The sequence below is a fragment of the Mesorhizobium sp. RCAM 05099 genome, assembly GCF_059683685.1.
Genome location: NZ_CM185035.1, coordinates 2,826,263 through 2,842,448, shown reverse-complemented (window position 1 = coordinate 2,842,448; position 16,186 = coordinate 2,826,263). Strand labels below are relative to the sequence as shown.

The window sequence follows — 16,186 nt, the reverse complement described above, 5'->3', positions numbered from 1 at the left end:
ATACTTCGGTTTTGATATCTGTTGCGAGGCACCCCCCTCTGGCCTACCGGCCATCTCCCCCGCAAGGAGGGAGATCAGCAGTTCCAGCGCCTAGCCCACTCCTGCGACGGTGGAGACTGGCGAAAGCGGCTGAGCGCTCAATCTCCCCCCTTGCGGGGGAGATGCCTGGCAGGGCAGAGGGGGGTGTCTCGCGCAATCCTCGATTGTCGGTGGGGTTGGCGTTCTCAGCAACAGCTCTTCTAACGGCAACCTCTTTCCCCGCCTTCGCGGATGCCCTGCCCGCCGGTTTTGTTCGGCTTGCCCATATCGATGCCTCGATCCGCCAGGACATCCGCTACGCCGGATCCGACAATTTCCTGCACCGCAAGGTGACCGGCTACGACGCGCCGGTCTGCATCCTCACCCGTCAGGCGGCGGAAGCCCTTTCCGGCGTTCAGAAGGCAATTGCCGCCAGGGGCCTGACGCTGGTTGTGTTCGACTGCTATCGCCCTGTCCGCGCTGTGGCCGACATAGGCGAATGGACCAGAAAAGGCGGACCACCCGATCCGCAATGGTATCCGAAAGTCAGGCGCGGCGATCTCATCGCCAAGGGCTATGTCGCCCGTCTGTCGGCGCATTCGCGCGGCTCGACCGTCGATCTCGCCATCGCCCGAACCGGCCGCGGGTCCAGCCCGAAACCGGCCTGCGGCGCTGTCGATGCCGACACACTCGATTTCGGCACCGGCTTCGACTGCTTTGACCCGATGAGTGAAACCGCCCACCGCCCGCTCGGCAAGGAAGCGCCGGCAAACCGCAAGATGCTTGTCGATGCCATGCGCGCCGGCGGTTTTGTGAACTATGCCCGCGAATGGTGGCACTTCACGCTGGCAGATGAACCGTTCGCGAAAGAGCGCTTCGATTTTCCGGTTACCGCAGAGTAAATCGCGGGACCAGTTCCATACGACCTTGCCTCAACACGCCTCATTTCTAGATAGGCGAAAGTGGCGGCACGGATTCGTCACACAGGGGTGCACCGAGGAAAATATTTCCCAGCATGGCGAAATTCCGTCGAAAATTTTCTTCAAGGGGGCAAAAAAGGCAACATTCAATGCATCTTATTTCTATCAATTCGGTAGATTTGGCGCGGGTTCAACGGAGGCAGAAATGACCAAACCTCATTTCCGGAAACTGCTCGGCGCGCTGGTCGCCACGTCTGTCCAGTTCGGCACGCTCGGTTTCGCGTTCGCCGACACCACCATCCTCAACGTGTCCTACGATCCGACACGCGAGCTCTACAAGGCCTATGACGAAGCCTTCGCCGCGCACTGGAAGGCCGAGACCGGCGAGACGGTCACCATCCAGCAATCGCATGGCGGATCGGGTGCCCAGGCCCGCGCCGTGATCGACGGCCTCGACGCCGATGTGGTGACGCTGGCGCTCGAAGGCGACATCAACGCCATCGTCGCCAAGTCGAAGAAGATCAATGCGGACTGGCGCGGCAAATTCGACAACAACTCGGCGCCCTACACCTCGACCATCATCTTCCTTGTCCGCAAGGGCAATCCCAAGGCCATCCACGACTGGAACGACCTGGTCAAGGACGGCGTCCAGGTGATCACCCCCAACCCCAAGACCTCGGGCGGCGCGCGCTGGAACTATCTTGCCGCCTGGGCCTACGCCAACGCCAATGATGGCGGCGACGAAGCCAAGACCAAGGAATTCGTCGGCAAGCTCTACGCCAATGTTCCGGTGCTCGACACCGGCGCGCGCGGCTCGACCGTGACCTTCGCGCAAAAAGGCCTCGGCGACGTGCTGATCGCCTGGGAGAACGAGGCCTATCTGGCGCTCGACGAGTTCGGCGCCGACAATTTCGACATCGTCTACCCGCCGACCTCCATCCTGGCCGAGCCGCCGGTGGCGGTGGTCGACGCCAATGTCGACGCCAAGGGCACGCGCAAGGTCGCCGAAGCCTATCTGGGCTGGCTCTATTCCAAGGAAGCGCAGACGATCATCGCCAGGAACCACTATCGTCCGTCCAAGCCAGACCTGGTGCCGGCCGAGGACCTCGCCAAGCTGCCGCCAATCAAGCTGATCACCATCGACGATCCGCTGTTCGGCGGCTGGAAGAAGGCCCAGCCTTATCATTTCGGCGACGGTGGTATATTCGACCAGATCTACAAGCCCCAGTAAGCAGTCGATATTCAGGACGATATGACCATAGCACCCGCTCCTGCGGGGTGGCGGTTCAGACAGCCGAGTGTCATTCCGGGTTTCGGATTGACGCTCGGCTTCTCGCTTGCCTACCTGACGCTGATCATTCTCATTCCCTTGTCGGGGCTGGTCTGGCGCTCGGCCGCACTTGGCTGGACCGAGTTCTGGGCCATCGCCGCCGACCGGCGCACCGTCAACGCGCTGGAGATCAGCTTCGGCACCGCCTTCGTTGCGGCGGCCGTCAACGTCGTCTTCGGCACGCTCGTCGCCTGGGTTCTGGTGCGCTACCGCTTTCCCGGCCGCCGCATCGTCGATGCCATGGTCGACCTGCCCTTCGCGCTGCCGACGGCGGTGGCCGGCATCGCGCTGACCACGCTCTACGCGCCCAACGGCTGGATCGGCAAACTGCTGATGCCGCTCGGCATCAAGGTCGCCTACACGCCGCTCGGCATCGTCATCGCGCTGGTCTTCATCGGCCTGCCCTTCGTCGTGCGCACCGTGCAGCCGATCATGGAGGAGATCGACAAGGAGGTGGAGGAAGCCGCCGCCACGCTTGGCGCCAGCCGCTTCCAGATCATCACCCGCATCCTGTTTCCGGGCCTGGCGCCGGCCATCGTCACCGGCTTCGCGCTGGCTTTCGCCCGTGGCGTCGGCGAATACGGCTCGGTCATCTTCATCGCCGGCAATCTGCCCTACAAATCCGAGATCGCGCCGCTTCTGATCGTCATCCGGCTTGAGGAATACAATTACCCGGCGGCGACCGCGATCGCCGCGCTCATGCTGGCCCTGTCGTTCGTCATGCTCCTGGTCGTCAATCTGGCGCAGTCATGGAGCCGCAAGCGCTATGGCTGATCCCGAGATCAAATCCTACGAACCGCACCATGAGAGCCAGTCGGCGGCGGTGACCGAAAGCCGCCCGGCGCAGGCCGTGCTGATGGCCATCGCCTTCGCCTTCCTCGGCATCTTCCTGCTGCTGCCGCTGATCGTCGTCTTCAACGAGGCGCTGGCCAAGGGCATCGGCGCCTACACCGAGGCGCTAGGCAATCCCGACACCCGCTCGGCGATCCGGCTGACGCTGCTGGTGGCGGCGATCGCGGTGCCGCTCAACATCGTCTTCGGCCTCTCCGCCGCCTGGGCCATCGCCAAGTTCGAGTTCAAGGGCAAGGCCTTCCTGACCACGCTGATCGACCTGCCCTTCTCGGTTTCGCCGGTCATATCGGGCCTGGTCTATGTGCTTCTGTTCGGCGCCCAGGGGCTGCTCGGCGGCTGGCTGAAGGCGCATGGCATCGTCATCCTGTTCGCCGTGCCGGGCATCGTGCTGGCCACCATCTTCGTCACCTTCCCCTTCGTCGCCCGCGAACTGATCCCGCTGATGCAGGAACAGGGCAGTGGCGACGAGGAGGCGGCCCTCTCGCTTGGTGCCAATGGCTGGCAGGCCTTCTGGTATGTGACGCTGCCCAACGTCAAATGGGGGCTGCTCTACGGCGTGCTTTTGTGCAACGCCCGCGCCATGGGCGAGTTCGGCGCGGTCTCGGTGGTGTCGGGCCACATCCGCGGCCTGACCAACACCATGCCGCTGCATGTCGAGATCCTCTACAACGAGTACAACGCCGTCGGCGCCTTTGCCGTCGCTTCCTTGCTTGCCGGCCTGGCGCTCGTCACGCTGGTCTTGAAAACACTTCTGGAGATGCGCTACGGCGCCGAGATCGCCGCGGCGCGCGGACACTAGATGCCTGTCGCCCAAAAGTGTGTAGCGGTTTTGGGACAATGACAGGCATCGCCTGCTGAGGGACTGTAGATGGAAGTTCGCGTTGCCAACGTGCGCAAGGAGTTCGAGCGGTTTCCGGCGCTCCACGACGTCTCGCTCGACATCAAGTCGGGCGAGCTGATCGCGTTGCTGGGGCCATCCGGTTCCGGCAAGACGACGCTGCTCAGGCTGATCGCCGGGCTGGAGCGGCCGACGCGGGGAAAGATCTTCTTCGGCGACGAGGACGCCTCGCACCGGTCGATCCAGGAGCGCAATGTCGGCTTCGTCTTCCAGCACTATGCGCTGTTCCGGCACATGACGGTGGCCGACAATATCGGCTTCGGCCTGAAGGTCCGGCACGGACCGTCGCGCCCGCCGGCGCAGGAGATCCGCCGCCGTGCCTCCGAGCTTCTCGATCTGGTGCAGCTTTCGGGGCTGGAGAAGCGCTATCCGGCGCAGCTCTCCGGCGGCCAGCGCCAGCGCGTGGCGCTGGCGCGCGCCATGGCGATCGAACCCAAGGTGCTGCTGCTCGACGAGCCGTTCGGCGCGCTCGACGCGCAGGTGCGCCGGGAACTGCGCCGCTGGCTGCGCGATATCCATGACGCCACCGGCCACACCACCGTCTTCGTCACCCACGACCAGGAAGAGGCGCTCGAGCTTGCCGACCGTGTCGTGGTGATGAGCCAGGGCCGCATCGAGCAGGTCGGCACCGCCGACGACATCTACGACACGCCGAACTCGCCGTTCGTCTACGGTTTCATCGGCGAATCGAGCTCGCTTCCCGTCAAGATCGAGAATGGCGAGGTCTGGATCGCCGACCGGCCGATCGGGCTTGCCGCGCCCAACCAGCCCCCGGGCGAGGCGACGCTGTACTTCCGCCCGCACGATGTCGAACTGCTGGATGGCTGCAGCGGCTGCATCGTCGGCACCGTGGCCGCCAGCCGCCGCGTCGCCGGCACCAGGCGCGTCGAGCTCGAAATCGGCGGCGACCGCCAGCGGGTCGAGATCGAACTGCCCGTCGACCATCCCGCCGCGCAGAAAAGCCGCGTCGCCTTCCGGCCCGGTCGATGGACCCTCTTCCCGCCCGCTTGATCTCTCAGCCGTTCCATCGCTTCTAGAAGGATTGTGCGCACAAGGGGCGTCGGCGCCGCTGCCAAGGTGCCCAGAATGACTCTCCTTGGAAGGAAATCCTAACAACAGGCTGTTCCAGCGATATCTTTTCTCGGGGTGCGGCCACGGAGCCGCGGAGTGTGCCTCGTCGCGGACCATGCATCACGGCTATCTTCGAGCCACAAACGCATTGCATCCGGAGCCCGTTTTCATGAAGCGATTTTTCCTTGGCGTTGTCACCGTCGCCGGCCTGTTCCTCGCATCCTCCCAAGCCTGGTCGGCCGACAAGCTGCTCAACGCTTCCTATGATGTCGGCCGCGAACTGTTCGTTCAGGTCAACAAGGCCTTCATAGCAGGCCATCCGGGCGTCACCATCGACCAGTCGCATGCCGGCACCTCGGCGCAGGCACGCGCCATCGCCGAGGGCCTTGGCGCCGATGTCGTCACCTTCAACCAGGTTATCGACATCGACTTCCTGGTCAAGAAGGGTCTTGTCTCCGCCGACTGGCAGAAGGATTTCCCAAACAACGCCTCGCCCTTCTATTCGCTGCCGTCCTTCCTGGTTCGCGCCGGCAATCCCAAGCACATCAAGGACTGGAACGATCTCGTGCGCCACGACGTGCAGGTAATCTTCCCCAACCCGAAAACCTCGGGCAATGCGCGCTACACCTACCTGGCGGCAACCGCCTACGCCAAGGAAGCCTTCAAGGGCGACGACGCCAAGGTGAAGGAATTCGTCACCAAGCTGTTCAACAACGTGCCGATCTTCGACACCGGCGGCCGCGCCGCGACCACCACCTTCGTGCAGCGCGAGATCGGCGACGTGCTGATCACCTTCGAGTCGGAGACACGCGGCATCCGCAAGGAATATGGCGATGACAAGTTCGAGCAGGTCACGCCTTCGGTCAGCCTGCTGGCCGAATTCCCGGTGGCGATCGTCGACAAGGTCGCCGACGAGCACGGCACCCGCGATCTCGCCAAGACCTATCTCGACTTCCTCTACACGCCTGAAGGCCAGGACATCCTCGCCCAGAACGGCAACCGGGTCCGTGACGCAGCCGTCGCCGCCAAATACAAGGCCCAGTTTCCCGATGTCCGCCTGCTGACGGTGGAAGACGTCTTCGGCGGCTGGGACAAGATCCAGAAGGAGCATTTCGCCGCCGGCGGCCTGCTCGACCAGACCTACGGCAGCCGCTGACATCGGCAACATCCGCGATCAATAAGGAAGCCGGCGCTTTGCCGGCTTTTTCGTTCCATATGCCGCAAACCCGGTTTCCGGCGAAATATCGGCGTCATCCGTGCAAAACGTTACAAAGAATCAACGCGTTTGTGCCTAACGTGTCATCGGACGGCTTGTTTTTGGGCGAAACCTCATCGCGTGATAAAAACGTCATCATTTGCACACAAACAGTCGCCAGAGGCGAGTGGTTGGGGCTTTATGGGTTGACTCGGGCATGCTGACGAAAAAAGGCAAATACGGCCTCAAGGCCCTCGTGCATCTGTCTGGCCTGCCGGCCGGCCAACTCGCATTCGTCAATGACATCGCGGTGGCCAACAACATCCCGAAGAAATTCCTGGATGCCATCCTTGGCGAGTTGCGCAACGCAGGCTTCGTGCAGAGCCGCAAGGGCAAGGAAGGCGGCTATCGCCTCGCCCGGCCAGCCTCCGAAATCAAGATCGGCCATGTCGTGCGCGTGCTTGACGGGCCGCTGGCGCCGATCCCATGCGCCAGCCGGACGCAGTATCAGCGCTGCGAGGACTGCGACGAGGCGACCTGCCAGGTCCGGCACATGATGCTGGAGGTGCGCCAGGCGATCGCCGAAGTGCTGGACAATCGCAGCCTCGCCGCCATGCGCGATGCCGACAATGACGATTTCCCGGTCGAGCTGACGTCGCAAATCTAGACCACCACGCGACGTTTCCCGTCGCAAGGCTGAGCGGCCCATGCCGACGCGGTACAGCGGGTTTAGAAGACAGGATAGACCGATGAGGCTGTCGTGGTTCGCAAAATCCCGCAACCGCAAGCTGACATCGGCAGCCACATTCCGTACTGAAATCATCGCCGACGTCTTCGTCCCCGACCATGCCGAGGATGTCCGCTTCTTCAGCCGCAAGCTGGTGCACCCTGGCAGGCTTCGCCGTTTCTCGAACAGGGATCTTCGCGAAAGCCTGCTGTCGGTCTTCTATATCACGGTGGCGGCGGCGCTGCCGGTGCGCTGGTGGGCACCGGTCTGCGACCGGGTGTCGAGGTTTCGCCTGAAGCGCCATATGCTCAAGGAATTTACGGACTATGCCGCCGCCACGCGCGCGGTGCTCGGCGACGGCATCGATCCGCGCAAGCTGTTCGAGGCGTTGCTGGCGGCACGCCACCGCCGCCATCTGCAGCTGGCCGCGCATCTGGTCGCTGGCCGCTGGTCGCCAACGATCCGCCTGGAGGGGCTCGATGGGCTGAGGTCAGCTTTGCTGCGCGGCCACGGCGCCATCCTCTGGTGCGATCAGTTCACCGCCCAGACCATGATCGGCAAGCGCGCCCTGCACGAAGCCGGTGTCGAAGCACATCAGGTGAGCGTCAACACGCACGGTGTTTCCGAAACGGCATTCGGCCTGCGTTTCCTGAACCCGCCGCTGATCAATGTCGAGAACCGGTTCCTCAAAAGTCGGATCGTCTTTGACCGCGACGGCGCCTATCAGGTCACGATCCGCATCCAGAGGATCCTGAAGGAGAATGGTGTGGTGATGATGACCAACACCATTCATGCCGGCTCGACCTTCGCCGAGGTCGCCATGGGCGAGAGCGGTTGGACGTATCTCGCCTCGGCACCGGCGAATTTCGCCGCCAGGGGCAAGACGGCGTTGTTTGCCATGTCGACTTTCGAAGTGGTTCCCTTCCGCGAATACCGGGCCGTCCTGAGCCAGGAGCTGGTGCCGGCGCCATCGACCGTCTCGGCCGCGGGCATGGCCGGGGACGGTGCCAAGAGCATGGCGTTGCAGGCGGGTTACATCCTGCTCAAGCGCGACCGCCTGATCGAGGCCCTGAAGCTTTATCCCGAGCAGATGATGTCGTGGTCTCGCCACCAGCGGCTGACCGAGCGCCAGGACAGCACCAGCCTCGGCACTGATGATGAAGGCTCATGACCGGCGTATCCGACGAACCGCGTCAGCGACGAGTTCGCCGACCGGGCGCGTCGCGTCGAGCGTCAAGGCCCGCTCATCCACCGCCGGCGGCTCGAGGATGGCGAACTGGCTGTCGACAAGGCTCGCCGGCATGAAATGGCCTTTGCGGTTGCCGACACGCCGCCGCGCGGTGGCAGGGTCGATCTCCAGATAGAGGAAGACAATATCCTGCCGGAAGCCGCTCAGGCGCATGCGATAGCTGCGCTTCAGCGCCGAGCAGGCGGCAACCACCCCTTGTCCCTGCCCCGCCAGCGTCGCGATGCGCTCGCCGATCGCGTCGAGCCAGCCTTCGCGCAATTGATCGGTGAGCGGCTCGCCGCTTGCCATGCGGGCGACATTTTCGGGTGGATGCAGCCTGTCGCCCTCGACGAACACTGCGCCCAGCGCGGCCGCCAGCGCGGTGCCGACGGCTGACTTGCCGCAACCGGCGACACCCATCACCACGATGGCCGGAGGCACCGAGCCGGGAGCGCCAGTCGGCGCCTGTGCTGCCTTTTCGTCCACTGTCAGCGGCTTGCTGGCGCGCGGCCGTAGAGCAACAGCATGGCGACGATGACAACGCCATAGATGATCTGCCGCCCCGCCTCCGGCATCTGCATGACTGAAAGAATGGACTGCAGCAGCGTGATCAGGATGACGCCGGCAACGGTGCCGAGATAGGAGCCGCGCCCGCCGAGGATCGAGGTGCCGCCAAGCACGACGGCCGCGATCGACGGCAAGAGATAGGCGTCTCCCATCGACTGCGCCGCCTTGGAGGCATAGCCGGCCAGCAGCACGCCGCCAAAGGCCGACAGGCCGCCGGAGACGGCGAAGGCGATCATCACCACACGCCGTGTGTCGATGCCCGAGAGATAGGCGGCGCGCTCGCGGTTGCCGATGCCGTAGACAGTGCGGCCGAAGCTGGTGCGGGTCAGCACGAACACCATCGCCGCCCCGATCAGCGCCCAGATGACGACTGCGTTGGGCACGCCCGGAATGGCAAAACCGGTCGCCAGATAGCGCATCGCGCCCGTCGCGGAATCCTGCGGCGAGAAGCCGCCGGTGTAGACCACCATAAGCCCTTGCGCGACGGCATTGGTGGCCAGCGTGATGATCATCGAGGGGATGCGCAGATAGGCGACGCCGATGCCGTTGACGACGCCGATCAGCACGCCGCAGAAGATGCCGAACGGGATCGCCAGCGCCACGCCGGCCGGACCATAGGCGGCGGCCGCGCAGGCCATCATGGCACCCGCCGCCACCGACCACGGCACCGACAGGTCGATCTGGCCGAGCAGGATGACCAGCATCATGCCGGTGGCGATGACGCCGAGGAACGACGCCACCTTGAGCTGCTGCAGCAGATACTCAGGCGACAGGAAGCTGCGCGAATAGAGGCTGCCGAGAAATAGCAGCAGCACGATGCAGGCAAATGCGGTGACGACGGCCGGATCGGCGCGGCGGATGAATTTCGGCATGCGTCCGGCAATACCGCCGATGGTCGTTTCGCTCACAGGAACCACTCCAGCCGGTTGCGGACCCTGAACAGGGCGAAGGCGCCGAGGCTGACCGCGACCAAAAGGATAACCCCCTGGAACAAAGGCTGCCAGAGCGGATCGAAATCGAAGACGAACAAGAGGTCGCCGATGGTGCGGAAGGCGAGCGCGCCGAAGATGGCGCCGATGGCGCTGCCCTTGCCGCCGAACAGCGAGACGCCGCCGAGCACCACGGCGGCGATCGAGAACAGGGTGTAGGCGTTGCCGCTGGCATAGGCCGCATCGCCCGTATAGGTGAAGAAGGTAAGAAACAGCCCGCCGATCGCTGCCAGCAATCCGGCCAGCGTGTAGGCGGCGAACTTGCCGCGTCGGATCGGCACGCCGGACATGTAGGCCGCGGTTTCCGATGATCCCGCCGCATATGCGGCGCGGCCTAGCACCGAGCGGCTGAATGGCACCCAGATCACCAGCACGATGGCAAGCAGGGCAACAAGGCTCGCCGGCACCACGTCGAACACGCGGCCCGTCAGCGCATCGGCCAGGTTCTCATTGACGGAACCGCCGGGGAATGGCCGCAGCAACAGGCCGATGCCGTAATAGACGGCCCCGGTGGCAATGGTGGCGACGATCGGCTGCAGCCGCCCATAGATGACGATGGCGCCATTGATGGCGCCGCAGAGCAGGCCGACCGCCAGCACGGCGATGACGCCGAGCGTCGTCTGCATCGGCGTGCCCACCACCAGCCAGGAAGCCAGGCAGTTGGTCAAAAGGAAGATCATGCCCACCGACAAGTCGATGCCGGCGGTGATCACCACCAACGTCTGCGCCATGGCGACGAAGGCGAGCAGCACGCCCTTGTTCGCCGCCGTCTGCACGACATTGGCGGTGAAGCCCGCCGGGTGGTTCGAGGTGTAGATGGCGAACATGGCGATGAAGATGCCAAGCGCCAGCAGCGTCCCGCGTTGTTCGGCCAGCCAATAGCGCCAATCCTTCACGCGTCCGCTCCCTGGGTCACCGGGCTGTCCTCGCCATGGATGTTGAGCGCGCTGGCGATCAGCGCCCGCTCGGTGATCCCGGCGCCGACCAGTTCGCGCTTGACCGCCCCATCATAGAGCACAAGCACGCGATCGCAGCAGCCGATCAGCTCGTCATAATCGGTCGAATAGAACAGGATCGCGGCGCCGGCATCGGCGAGCTTGCGCATCAGCAGGTAGAGCTCCTGCTTGGTGCCGACGTCGATGCCGCGCGTTGGATCGTTGAGCAGGATGATGCGCGGTTGCCGCATCAGCCATTTGGCGATCACCACCTTCTGCTGGTTGCCGCCCGACAGCGCGCCGACGGGAATGTCGAGGCCCGCCGTCTTGATCGCAAGCAGGCCGACCATGTCGTCGATCAGTCGCTGCTCGGCGGCCCGGTCGATGACGCCGGCTTTCGACAGCCTGTCGAGGGCGGCGAAGGACAGGTTTTCACGCACCGTCATCGGCAGCATCAGGCCTTCGGTCTTGCGGTCCTCGGGAATGAGCGCCATGCCGATGCTATCTTCCCGCGCGGCCGCGGGGCTGGCGATGGCGACCGGCTTGCCGTCGATGAGGATCTGGCCCGACAGGCCGCGCAGCACGCCGAAGAAGGCCAGCAGCAACTCGCGCTGGCCCTGGCCGTCGAGGCCACCGAGGCCGACCACCTCGCCGGCCTTGACGGTCAGCGAGACGTCGTGCAGCCGGTCGGCCCAGGAGAGCTTGCGGGCTTCGAGCACCGGCGCTGTGGTGGCGGGTGCCGCCGCCGGCTTGGGTGGAAAGATATGGCTGTATTCGCGGCCGATCATCAGCTCGACCACTTCATTGTCGCTCTTCGAGCCCGCCGGATAGCTGGCGACGTTACGGCCGTTGCGAAAAACGGTACACTGGTCGGCCAGTTCGGCGATCTCGTTCATGCGGTGCGAAATGTAGAGCAGCGCCAGCCCTTCCGAGCGCAGCCGCTTCAGCACCGCGAATATCTTCGAGACGTCCGCCGCTGTCAGCGCCGACGTCGCCTCGTCGAGAATGAGGATGCGTGGCTTGCGTGCCAGCGCCTTGGCGATCTCGACCATCTGCCGGCGCGACAACGGCAGGTCCTTGACCAGCGCCAGCGGATGGATGTCGGCGGCACCCGCGCGCGCCAGCGCCTCTTCCGCGATACGGCGCTGCGCCTTGCGGTCGATCATGCCGAAGCGGGTCGGGGGGTCGGAAATGACGATGTTGTCGGCGACGCTGAGTTCGGGAACCAGCGACAGCTCCTGGAAGATGCAGACGATGCCGGCCTTGTTCGCCGCACCGGGTGAAGCGAAGGTTACCTCGCGGCCGTCCAGCATCATTCGGCCCTCGTCGGGCGCCACGACACCGGCCATGACCTTGATCAGCGTCGATTTGCCGGCGCCGTTTTCACCAAGGATGGCATGGATGCTGCCGGCCGAGACCGACAGATCAGCCTTCTCAAGCGCCCGCACGCCTCCGTAGCGCTTGGATATGCCTTCCATGCGCAAGAGCGGAACCGCGCCGTCCATCAGCCCTCCCAGGCATTTGCGATTGACATCAGGCAGCCGATGCCGCGGGTTTCTCCCGCGGCATCGGCTGGTCAGACTATTTGTTTTCCTTGGTCTGACCCATGATCTCCTGCGCGGTGAAATTGATGCCGCAGGTCGGGAAGGAGTTACCGACGAAGAAATTGTCGGACTGGTCGGGGAAGAAATCCTGGCCTTCCTTGAAGTTCGGATCCTCGACAATGGCGAGCGGCAGCTTCACCGATTGCGGCACGACATTGCCTTCGAGCGCGGCAATCGCTGTCTTGATGGCAACCGCCACCTGGGCCGGGCCGGTGCCGGCCGAAGAGCACTTCAATCCGTCGCCGGCATGCGCGGCACAAAATTTGCGGAAGCCGTTTTCCGTCTCGCCGCCGAACGGAACGAACGGATGCTTGGCATCGATCATCGCCTGCACGATGCCGGTATCGCCACCCTGCCCGGTGATGCCGTCGAAGGGCCCGTTGGTGGCAATCGCGTCGGCCGTCGCTTTCTGGGCCACCCCGTCGTCCCACTTGCCGACGACCTCGGTGACGTCCCACTTCTTGCCGGACGCGTCGAAGACCTCATGGATGCCGGCGTGACGATCCGTATCGACGGACGTGCCAGCAACGCCGCGTACCTCGAGCACCTTGCCGCCGTTCGGCACATGCGAGACCAGCCACTTGCCCCACAATTCGCCAAGGCCCTTCTGGTCGACGTTGACGTTGATGGCGTCCTTGGTGTCGAGGATGTTGTCGAAGGCGACCAGCACGACGCCGGCTTCCTTGGCGCGCTTGATGACCGGCCCGAACGCGGTCGGGTTCTGTGCGTTGACGACGATCGCGTCAAAGCCGGAATCGATGAAGTTGTTGATTGCGGAGATCTGCGCCGGCACATCCTCGCCAGTCGATACGACCTTGAATTCCTTCAGCTTCGCGGCAACGTCCTTCTGTGCCGCATAGGCCTTGGCGGTCTGCACCATCTGGATACGCCAGGTGTTGGCGATATAGCCGTTGGCAAGCGCGATGCGATACGGGCCTTCCTTCTTGGGAAACTTGAAGAACTGCGTGTCGGCTGCCCACGGTGCGAAGCAATCCGGCTCGGCAGCCGGGCCCTTGACGATTTCCGGGCCGGCGGCGATCGCCGACGAGCTCAACATGACGAATGCAGTGGCGGCAACGATGCCACCAACAAGTGACTTGATCATCGATATTCCTCCCAGTTGCAGTTCTGATTGTTGTTTTCGCTTTGCGAAGTCTCGCGCGATGGGCCGGCACCTCCTGCCTTGCCAAGCACGTTTTGGTCGCCGGTGATGGCCGACCCGGTCCCTCCCCTCGTCGTCGCCAGCATGGCGAAAACTATCATATTATACATAATAAACAAGAATTAGTTGTTACTTATGTATAATAAACAGGCGCTACCCTCTATGCTCCACGCCTGCTCGACCAGAATGGTAGCGCTACCAAATCGGCCTGTAAACCGGCATTCGCACAGTCGCTTCTGTGTGTTTCAACGAGCGGAGCTCTCGCGGCGCTTGAGCTCGAAGCCAAGGTCGACGACCCGTTGTTCCGGCCTGTTGCCGGCGATCGTCGCCAGCGCCATGGCCACCGCGCGCCTGCCGATCTCATAGCGGTGGGTGCGGATGCTGGTGATCGATGGAAACGCCACCTGCATCATGTCGAGGTCGTTGAAGCCGACGATGCCGATCGTCTTCGGCACGGCGATCGAGGCGCGATGGCATTCGAACAGCACGCCAAGCGCGATGTCGTCATTGTTGCAGAACACTGCGTCGAGCGTCGGCACCTTGGCCAGCGCGTCGCGGAACAGTTCACGCCCGAGCGACACGCTGGACGGCACCGGCGTGGTGGTGACAAGGCGCGGGTCGAACAGGCCGGCGGCCTCCATCGCCGCGCGATAGCCTGCCAGGCGCCGCTGCGAGCGCGGGTCCATGCGCGCGCCCATGAAGCCGATCCGGCGGTAACCCGCCTCGATCAGATGTTCGGTCGCCGTCCTGCCGCCATCGAAATGCGAGAAGCCGACCATCATGTCGACCGGATCGGGCCCGGTCTCCATGACCTGAACCACGGGGCAGCCCGCATTCTCAAGCAATTTTCGCGAGGTTGGCGTCTGGTCGATGCCGGCCACAATCAGCGCTGCCGGCCGTTGCGGCGCGAACACCTGCAGCAGCCGCTCCTCCTCGAGGCCGGAATAATGGGTGTTGCCAAGCTGGATGCGGAACGGGCTGTCCGACAGGCTGTCATAGATGCCGCGCACCACCTCGGCAAAGACGTTGTTGGTGAGCGAAGGCACCAGCACGCCGAACACCTCGGCGCGCGCCGAGGCCAGCGCCCGCGCATTCGGGTCCGGCACATAGCCGAGTTCGTCGATAGCGGCCTGGATCTGGCGACGCAGTTCTTCCGAGACACGCTCCGGCTCGCGCAAGGCGCGCGACACGGTTATGGCGCCGACGCCGGCCTTGCGCGCGACATCGGCAATCGTGGGGCGGCCGCCGCCGCGGCGTGAGCGCGGCTTGATCAAGGGCGCGCTCCACGCGCCAGGCCGGTGCCGCCACGCAATCGCGAAACCAAGTTCAGCGTCTTTGCCACTGTCGCCATGCCAAACCGGCCTGTTGCCGCACCCACCCGGTTTCTGGGGTCGCGCAGCCTTGGGTGGATGTCAAGGCGCGCGGTTCCCTGGCGATATGGTGGAGAGACGCTTCAGGCCATCACGGCGGCGCTGCGCCTTGCCCTCCACACCAACAGCCCGATCGCCAGCAGGTTCAGCACATTCCAGGCGATGCCATTGAGGAAGGCCGCGGCATAGGAGCCGGTCAGGTCGTAGATCCAGCCCGACATCCAGCCGCCGATCGCCATGCCGAAGATGGTGGCCATCATCACGATGCCGATACGCTGGCCGGCTTCTTTGGCCGGCATGTAGTCGCGCACGATGATCGCGTAACAAGGCACGATGCCGCCTTGCGACAGGCCGAACACCAGCGACACGACATAGAGTGAGGCGAGCCCGTCGAAGGGAATGTAGAACAGCAACGACAGGCATTGCAGCACCGAACCGATCAGCAGTGTCTTCACGCCGCCGATGCGGTCGGCAATGAAGCCGGACGCCAACCGACTGACGACGCCGCCTGCCATCATGATCGACAGCATGTCGGCGCCGTGCGCCACGCCGTAGCCGAGATCCATGCAATAGGCGACGATATGCACCTGCGGCATCGACATCGCCACGCAGCAGCCGAGGCCGGCAACGACCAGCAGCACCTGCAAGGCCGCCGGCGACAGCGAGATCGGTTGCACCGGCCGGCTTCCCGGCGAACCGGCGGCGGCCGCCGCCGGAGCGCCGCGCCGCAGCATCAGCACCAGCGGCACCATGGTCACCAGGCAGAAGACGCCGATGGCTGCATAGGTGAATCGCCAGCCTTCCGCCTTCATCAGCGTCGGAATGATGGTCGGCCAGATCGCTCCGGCAAGGTAGTTGCCGGCCGCCGCCGCGGTCACCGCGACACCGCGCCGACGGTTGAACCAGTGCGAGATATCGGCAATCAGCGGCCCGAAGATCACCGAGGTGCCGACACCGATCAGCACCCCTTGGGCAAGGGTGAACTGCAGGATCGAGGTCGACAGCGCCGCGAGCAAAAGGCCGGCGGCGAGCGCGACCGAGGAGAGCAGCGCGGGGATCCAGTAGCCCATACGGTCGATGGCGCGGCCGATCAGCACGTTGCCGGCGGCAAAGCCGACCATGGTCGCGGTGTAGGGCATGGAGGCCGCGGCGCGATCAACGCCGAACTCGGCCTGCACGGCGGGCAGCACCACGACCACCGCCCACATGCCGACGGCGCCGATCGTCGCCAGCAGCATCGAGATGGCAAGCCGCATCCAGGCATAGGGGCTGTCGATGCCGGGGCTCGGCCGGCTGGTATCGGTTCGGGTCAAGGCGTTT

At 64.3% G+C, this 16,186-nt stretch carries 15 protein-coding genes; 8 read left to right on the top strand and 7 right to left on the bottom strand.

Annotation, left to right across the window (positions count from 1 at the left end):
• The first annotated feature begins 161 nt into the window (after nt 1-161).
• From AC56QQ_RS14070 to AC56QQ_RS14035, 8 genes are all read left to right on the top strand, one after another.
• Entirely contained in the window at nt 162-920 is a 759-nt protein-coding gene (locus AC56QQ_RS14070; RefSeq protein ID WP_497127999.1) for a M15 family metallopeptidase, read from the top strand.
• Nucleotides 921-1,143: 223 nt separating this feature from the next.
• Complete coding sequence (locus AC56QQ_RS14065) at nt 1,144-2,169, top strand: sulfate ABC transporter substrate-binding protein (protein ID WP_489859980.1); 1,026 nt, start codon at nt 1,144-1,146, stop codon at nt 2,167-2,169.
• Nucleotides 2,170-2,190: 21 nt separating this feature from the next.
• Nucleotides 2,191-3,042: a sulfate ABC transporter permease subunit CysT gene (cysT, locus tag AC56QQ_RS14060; RefSeq protein ID WP_497127997.1), complete on the top strand. Its 852-nt coding sequence runs from the start codon at nt 2,191-2,193 to the stop codon at nt 3,040-3,042.
• The gene (gene cysW, locus AC56QQ_RS14055) at nt 3,035-3,919 is read left to right on the top strand and encodes a sulfate ABC transporter permease subunit CysW (protein ID WP_489862171.1); all 885 of its coding nucleotides are present in this window, start codon (nt 3,035-3,037) and stop codon (nt 3,917-3,919) included. Before cysT ends, cysW begins: the two co-directional genes overlap by 8 nt.
• Before the next feature lie 69 nt (nt 3,920-3,988).
• On the top strand, nt 3,989-5,029 hold the full coding sequence (locus tag AC56QQ_RS14050; RefSeq protein WP_497127996.1) for a sulfate/molybdate ABC transporter ATP-binding protein: 1,041 nt from the start codon (nt 3,989-3,991) through the stop codon (nt 5,027-5,029).
• A gap of 229 nt (nt 5,030-5,258) precedes the next feature.
• Complete coding sequence (locus tag AC56QQ_RS14045; protein ID WP_497127994.1) at nt 5,259-6,245, top strand: sulfate ABC transporter substrate-binding protein; 987 nt, start codon at nt 5,259-5,261, stop codon at nt 6,243-6,245.
• A 256-nt stretch (nt 6,246-6,501) separates the two neighbouring features.
• Nucleotides 6,502-6,951 carry an RrF2 family transcriptional regulator gene (locus tag AC56QQ_RS14040; RefSeq protein ID WP_013530871.1) on the top strand — a complete coding sequence of 150 codons (450 nt, stop codon included), beginning with the start codon at nt 6,502-6,504 and terminating at the stop codon, nt 6,949-6,951.
• Between the two features lie 82 nt (nt 6,952-7,033).
• Entirely contained in the window at nt 7,034-8,182 is a 1,149-nt protein-coding gene (locus tag AC56QQ_RS14035; RefSeq protein ID WP_497127992.1) for a hypothetical protein, read from the top strand.
• Here AC56QQ_RS14035 and AC56QQ_RS14030 read toward each other — a convergent pair.
• From AC56QQ_RS14030 to AC56QQ_RS14000, 7 genes are all read right to left on the bottom strand, one after another.
• Entirely contained in the window at nt 8,177-8,725 is a 549-nt protein-coding gene (locus tag AC56QQ_RS14030; protein WP_497127990.1) for a gluconokinase, read from the bottom strand. The genes AC56QQ_RS14035 and AC56QQ_RS14030 overlap by 6 nt on opposite strands.
• A gap of 2 nt (nt 8,726-8,727) precedes the next feature.
• The gene (locus AC56QQ_RS14025; RefSeq protein ID WP_497127988.1) at nt 8,728-9,714 is read right to left on the bottom strand and encodes an ABC transporter permease; all 987 of its coding nucleotides are present in this window, start codon (nt 9,712-9,714) and stop codon (nt 8,728-8,730) included.
• Nucleotides 9,711-10,691 carry an ABC transporter permease gene (locus tag AC56QQ_RS14020; RefSeq protein WP_489862177.1) on the bottom strand — a complete coding sequence of 327 codons (981 nt, stop codon included), beginning with the start codon at nt 10,689-10,691 and terminating at the stop codon, nt 9,711-9,713. The genes AC56QQ_RS14025 and AC56QQ_RS14020 overlap by 4 nt, the downstream gene beginning before the upstream one ends.
• Nucleotides 10,688-12,235 carry a sugar ABC transporter ATP-binding protein gene (locus AC56QQ_RS14015; protein ID WP_497127986.1) on the bottom strand — a complete coding sequence of 516 codons (1,548 nt, stop codon included), beginning with the start codon at nt 12,233-12,235 and terminating at the stop codon, nt 10,688-10,690. Before AC56QQ_RS14015 ends, AC56QQ_RS14020 begins: the two co-directional genes overlap by 4 nt.
• 76 nt (nt 12,236-12,311) lie before the next feature.
• Entirely contained in the window at nt 12,312-13,439 is a 1,128-nt protein-coding gene (locus tag AC56QQ_RS14010; protein WP_497127984.1) for a sugar ABC transporter substrate-binding protein, read from the bottom strand.
• 302 nt (nt 13,440-13,741) lie between these two features.
• Nucleotides 13,742-14,770, bottom strand: a complete 1,029-nt coding sequence (gene gntR / locus AC56QQ_RS14005; RefSeq protein ID WP_497127982.1) for an HTH-type transcriptional regulator GntR — start codon at nt 14,768-14,770, stop codon at nt 13,742-13,744.
• A gap of 179 nt (nt 14,771-14,949) precedes the next feature.
• The gene (locus AC56QQ_RS14000) at nt 14,950-16,179 is read right to left on the bottom strand and encodes an MFS transporter (protein ID WP_497127980.1); all 1,230 of its coding nucleotides are present in this window, start codon (nt 16,177-16,179) and stop codon (nt 14,950-14,952) included.
• Nucleotides 16,180-16,186: the final 7 nt, after the last annotated feature.

What these genes read in the sequence shown, in the direction of transcription:
- AC56QQ_RS14070 (WP_497127999.1), top strand. Translation starts at nt 162, where the DNA reads ATGCCTGGCAGGGCAGAGGGGGGTGTCTCGCGCAATCCTCGATTGTCG.
- AC56QQ_RS14065 (WP_489859980.1), top strand. Translation starts at nt 1,144, where the DNA reads ATGACCAAACCTCATTTCCGGAAACTGCTCGGCGCGCTGGTCGCCACG.
- cysT (WP_497127997.1), top strand. Translation starts at nt 2,191, where the DNA reads ATGACCATAGCACCCGCTCCTGCGGGGTGGCGGTTCAGACAGCCGAGT.
- cysW (WP_489862171.1), top strand. Translation starts at nt 3,035, where the DNA reads ATGGCTGATCCCGAGATCAAATCCTACGAACCGCACCATGAGAGCCAG.
- AC56QQ_RS14050 (WP_497127996.1), top strand. Translation starts at nt 3,989, where the DNA reads ATGGAAGTTCGCGTTGCCAACGTGCGCAAGGAGTTCGAGCGGTTTCCG.
- AC56QQ_RS14045 (WP_497127994.1), top strand. Translation starts at nt 5,259, where the DNA reads ATGAAGCGATTTTTCCTTGGCGTTGTCACCGTCGCCGGCCTGTTCCTC.
- AC56QQ_RS14040 (WP_013530871.1), top strand. Translation starts at nt 6,502, where the DNA reads ATGCTGACGAAAAAAGGCAAATACGGCCTCAAGGCCCTCGTGCATCTG.
- AC56QQ_RS14035 (WP_497127992.1), top strand. Translation starts at nt 7,034, where the DNA reads ATGAGGCTGTCGTGGTTCGCAAAATCCCGCAACCGCAAGCTGACATCG.
- AC56QQ_RS14015 (WP_497127986.1), bottom strand. Translation starts at nt 12,235, where the DNA reads ATGGACGGCGCGGTTCCGCTCTTGCGCATGGAAGGCATATCCAAGCGC.
- AC56QQ_RS14010 (WP_497127984.1), bottom strand. Translation starts at nt 13,439, where the DNA reads ATGATCAAGTCACTTGTTGGTGGCATCGTTGCCGCCACTGCATTCGTC.